Source organism: Pseudoduganella sp. RAF53_2 (assembly GCF_052113985.1).
GTDB lineage: Bacteria > Pseudomonadota > Gammaproteobacteria > Burkholderiales > Burkholderiaceae_D > Rugamonas.
Genome location: NZ_JBFRDW010000646.1, coordinates 1 through 4,867 on the forward strand (window position 1 = coordinate 1; position 4,867 = coordinate 4,867).

The 4,867-nt window shown below is 64.9% G+C and carries 3 protein-coding genes and 1 pseudogene; all 4 read left to right on the plus strand.

Features of this window, described 5'->3' with window-relative positions:
• Positions 1-1,408: pseudogene (locus AB4Z11_RS27050) on the plus strand (ribonuclease E/G); the annotation flags it as partial.
• A 70-nt stretch (positions 1,409-1,478) separates the two neighbouring features.
• Positions 1,479-2,750 carry a chromate efflux transporter gene (chrA, locus tag AB4Z11_RS27055; protein ID WP_442028934.1) on the plus strand — a complete coding sequence of 424 codons (1,272 nt, stop codon included), beginning with the start codon at positions 1,479-1,481 and terminating at the stop codon, positions 2,748-2,750.
• Between the two features lie 17 nt (positions 2,751-2,767).
• A complete protein-coding gene (moaA, locus tag AB4Z11_RS27060; protein WP_442028935.1) occupies positions 2,768-3,883 on the plus strand; it encodes a GTP 3',8-cyclase MoaA in 1,116 nt (371 codons plus the stop codon).
• Between the two features lies 1 nt (position 3,884).
• A partial coding sequence (gene mobA / locus AB4Z11_RS27065; protein ID WP_442028936.1) for a molybdenum cofactor guanylyltransferase MobA occupies positions 3,885-4,867 on the plus strand: 983 nt, incomplete at its 3' end.

The following is a 4,867-nucleotide window of genomic DNA, read 5'->3' on the forward strand; positions in this document are numbered from 1 at the left end:
GCCGGTGGCTGCTCCGGCACCTGCCATTGTTACCAAGCCAGCCTCTTCCGAGCGCGGCGACCGCAACGCACGCGGCCCACGCGGCCGCAACCGTGGCAAGGGTGGCCGTGCCGAACGCGAAGACCGCGAACCAGGTGCGCGTCCGGGCGCCGAAGAAGCCAAACCGGCAAGCGAGCCCCGCGAGAAGCGCGAGCGCAAGCCACGCGAACCGCGCGAGCCACGTGAAAATGCCGAAGCAGTAGCCCAGCCACGCGCCGAGCGCGGCGAGAAGGCCGAACGTGAACCACGCGAGCCGCGTGAGCCACGCCAGCCGCGTCCGCCACGTGAACCACGCGGCGAGAAACCATCCGCAGCGCCGGCCGAAGCGAAAGCTGAAGAATTGGCACTGGCAGCAGCGGGCGTCGGCCCGGTCGGCACTGGCACCGGCGCTCCTGAAACACCGGTTCTGGTCAAGCCACAGAATGTGGGTCCGGAAGGCGAAGAAGCCGAGGGCGCCGAAGGTGGTGACGAGCCACGCCGCCGCCGCCGCCGTGGTGGCCGCAACCGCAACCGCCGTGACCGCGAAGGCGCAGAAAACGCAGAAGGCATGAACGCTGAGGGCATGGACGCTGCTGAAGGTGCAGCACCTGCCGAAGTTGCTGATGCTGCTGCTGAGACTGCTGCGCCAGCCGTTGCCGCCGCACCAGCTGTGGCGACTGCTGCTGTCGAGGCCGCAGCACCTGCAATGGAAGCCGCTCCGGCGCCAGTCGCTGCACCAGTTGCGTCCGCCGAGGCCGCCGCACCGGCACCGGTCAGCGCTGCACCTGTAGCGCCGATTGCTGAGGCTCCTGTGCATGTCGCTGCGCCTGCTGCTCCTGAAGCGCCTGTCGCACCAGCTCCGGCCATCCTGGCTGAAGCCATTCCAGCCGTTGCCGAGCCAGCACCTGCGCCGCAAGTGATCGTTGCACCTCCGGCAGTAGCGGCCGAAGTTGCATTCGAAATCGCTGCCGAACCAGCACCGGCTCCGGCGCCAGTTGAGGCACCAGTGCCTGCCGCGACCCCGGTCGCGCCTGCACCGGCAGTTGCTGCCGCTGACGCTGCTCCAGCCGTGGTCGAACCGGCTCCTGCTGCCGAGTACGCCTTCGAACAGAAGCCTGTGGAAGCCGCGCCAGCGCCAGTCGCTGCTCCGGCTCCAGTCGCCGCTGCGCCGGCACCAGCACCTGCCCCGGCAGCTGCTCCTGCCCCAGCCAACTTCGACGACATGCTGGCTTCCGCCGGTCTGACCATGGCCGCGACCGATCCTGCCAAGCTGCGCGCAGCCCAGGAAGCCGCCGCTGCCGTGCCGGCACCGGTGCGCGTCCCGCGTGAGCGCAAGCCGCAGCCGCCGGTATCGGATGAGCCGCTGGTGCAAGTGAGCACCCGCCGCTAACGCATGCTTCATGCAAGCTAAAAAGGGAAGCCTCGCGCTTCCCTTTTTTTCGCCCCGAAAAAACGAACTCATGTACCAAAAAGTGCCTGACCCCAAAGTGAACATGAGTCCCGCCGGGCAGATCGCGATGATGCATGCGGAGCTGGTCGAGCGCCGCCGCTGGATTTCCGAACACCGCTTCCTGCATGCGCTCAATTACTGCATGCTGCTGCCCGGCCCCGAAGCGACCCAGCTGGCCATCTATATCGGCTGGCTGATGCATCGTACGCCCGGCGCTATCGTCGCCGGCACGCTGTTCGTGCTGCCCTCCCTGCTTATCCTGATGGCCCTGTCGTGGATTTATCTGGCGTTCGGCAGCCTGCCGGTTGTCGCTGGCGTACTGTACGGCATGAAACCCGCCGTCGTGGCGATCGTGCTGGCCGCCGCCTGGCGCATCGGCAGCCGGACGCTGCGTAACGGTCTGTTGATTGCCATCGCCGCCGCGGCGTTTGTTGCAATCAGCATCATTCACCTGCCCTTCCCCGCCATCGTGCTCAGCGCAGCCCTCATCGGCTGGATCGGCGGGCGTGCGGCGCCGGTAAAATTCCAGATCGGTGGCGGCCCTCATGCGGCAGAAGCCAGCTACGGCCCGGCCCTGATCGACGATGACACGCCAACGCCCGCCCACGCCCGTTTCAGCTGGCCGCGCCTGCTGCGCAATATCCTTGGCGGGCTGGGACTGATGGCCGGAGCATGGCTGCTGATCGCCTGGCTGAGCGGTGCCGACCGCACGCTGGCGCAGATGGGATGGTTCTTCAGTAAGGCGTCCCTGCTGACTTTCGGTGGCGCTTACGCCGTGCTGCCTTATGTGTATCAAGGCGCGGTGCAGACCTTCCACTGGCTGACGCCGGCCCAGATGATTGACGGCCTCGCGCTGGGCGAAACCACGCCAGGTCCGTTGATCATGATCGTGGCCTTTATCGGCTTCGTCGGCGCCTGGACGGCCGATTTATTCGGCAATCCGGCCGCCGCCGGCATCGCCGGCGCGGCGGTGGCGGCCTGGTTCACTTTCCTGCCTTCGTTCATCTTCGTGCTGTCGGGCGGACCGCTGGTCGAAGCCACACGTGGCGATATCCGCATGACTGCACCGCTGACCGCCATTTCAGCCGCCGTGGTTGGCGTGATTGCAAGCCTGGCCGTGTTTTTTGGCCAGCATGTCTTCCACACGCCCACAGGCTGGGATTGGACGTCCATCGCCATTGCCGCTGCCGCCTGCCTGGCCTTGTTCCGTCTTAAAATGGGCCCCATCAAGGTATTGCTGGCCTGTGCCATTGCTGGCATCGTGCTATCGTATCTGGGTTAGACGAATCTCACGTATCAATGACTGAAAAGATCATCATCCTGAACGACGGCCGCAGCCAGGCGCCCGCCATCCCGGCCACGCTGGAACCACCGACCGGCAGCGTGCAGGACACGCTCGCGCGTCCGCTGCACGACCTGCGCATCTCGATCACGGACCGCTGCAACTTCCGCTGCGTCTACTGCATGCCGAAGGAAGTGTTCGACAAGGATTACCAATACCTGCCGCACAACTCCCTGCTGACGTTCGAAGAAATCACGCGCATCGCCCGTCTCTTCATCGAGCACGGCGTGGAAAAAATCCGCCTGACCGGCGGCGAACCACTGCTGCGCAAGAATGTGGAAAAGCTGATCGAGATGCTGGCGAACCTGCGCACCGTGTCCGGCAAGCCGCTCGACCTCACGCTGACCACCAATGCTTCCCTGCTGRCCCGCAAAGCCCAGTCGCTGAAGGACGCCGGGCTGCAGCGCGTCACCGTGTCGCTCGACGCACTGGACGACGCCACCTTCAAGCGCATGAACGATGTCGATTTTGAAGTGGCCGAAGTCCTGCACGGCATCGACGTCGCGCACAGCGTGGGCCTGGGTCCGATCAAAGTGAACATGGTGGTCAAGCGCGGCATGAACGAGCAGGAGATCCTGCCAATGGCGCGCCATTTCAAAGACACGCCGCATATCCTGCGCTTCATCGAATTCATGGACGTTGGCGCATCCAACGGCTGGAATATGCAGGACGTGATCCCTTCCGCAGAAATCGTGCGCCGCATCAGCGCCGAAATGCCGTTGCAGCCGGTGAATCCGAATTACACCGGCGAGACGGCGGAGCGTTGGCGCTATGTGGACGGCGGCGGCGAGATCGGTGTGATTTCAAGTGTAACCCACGCATTCTGCAAGGACTGTACTCGTGCGCGCCTGTCGACAGAGGGTAAGCTGTACACCTGCCTGTTCGCCACCCGCGGCCACGATCTGCGCCAGCTGATGCGCGAAGGGCGCAGCGATGCCGAGATTTCGGGCGCCGTCGCCCAGCTCTGGCGTGGGCGCAGCGACCGTTATTCCGAGCTTCGAACCATCAACACCGACGGGCTTTCCCGCACCGGCGGCGAGCGCAAAGTCGAGATGTCCTATATCGGAGGATAGTTTGAGTGTCAGTGCACTGATTCTGGCGGGTGGCCGCGGCACCCGCATGGGCCGTGTGGACAAAGGCCTGCAACCCTTCCGCGGCGGCACGCTGGTTTCCCATGTGCTGCAGCGCCTTTCTCCGCAAGTCGAGAATGTCGTCATCAATGCCAACCGCAATCTGCCTGCCTACAGCGCGCTCGGCGCGCAGGTGCTGCCGGACGAGCTGACCGGCTTTGAAGGCCCGCTGGCCGGCGTGCAGACTGGCCTGCGCCACTGCGCCACCGAGTTGATGGTCACTGCGCCTTGCGATTCCCCCTTCCTGCCTGCCGATCTGGTGCAGCGCCTGCACGAGGCCATGCTCGCGAAGGACGCCGACCTGGCCGTCGCCGCCACGCTGGAAACTGACGAAACCGGCAATGTGCACACCCAGCTGCACCCGGTCTTCAGCCTGATTCGCAAGAGCGCCCTGCCCCAGCTGGATGCTTACCTGTCCACCGGCGCACGGCGCATGGATGGCTGGTACAAATCGATCAAGGTGGTTGAGGTCCAGTTCAACGACGCCGCCGCCTTCCGCAACATCAACACGCTGGATGAGCTGCACAAAGAGGAAGCCGCCACTGGCGCACCATCGCTGAAGGAGGTGGTCAGCTGCCTGTCGGATTACGATCCCGATGCGCTGCCTGTGCGCCATGCCCAGCGCATCATCAGCGAATTTATCCAGCCCGTGCGCGGCGTGGAGAAAGTGGCTTTGCGCAGCGCACTCGATCGGGTGCTGGCCGAGGATGTGATCTCGCCCATCAACGTGCCGGCCCACGACAATTCCGCGATGGACGGCTTTGCCTTCGCCGGCGAGCAGCTTGGCAGCGCACCGCTTACGCTGAAAATCCTGGGAACGATCTACGCCGGCCGCACTTCGCCACTGAAGCCTGGCCCCAGCGAATGCGTGCGCATCATGACCGGCGGTGTGATGCCCGAAGGCTGCGACACAGTGCTGCCCCAGGA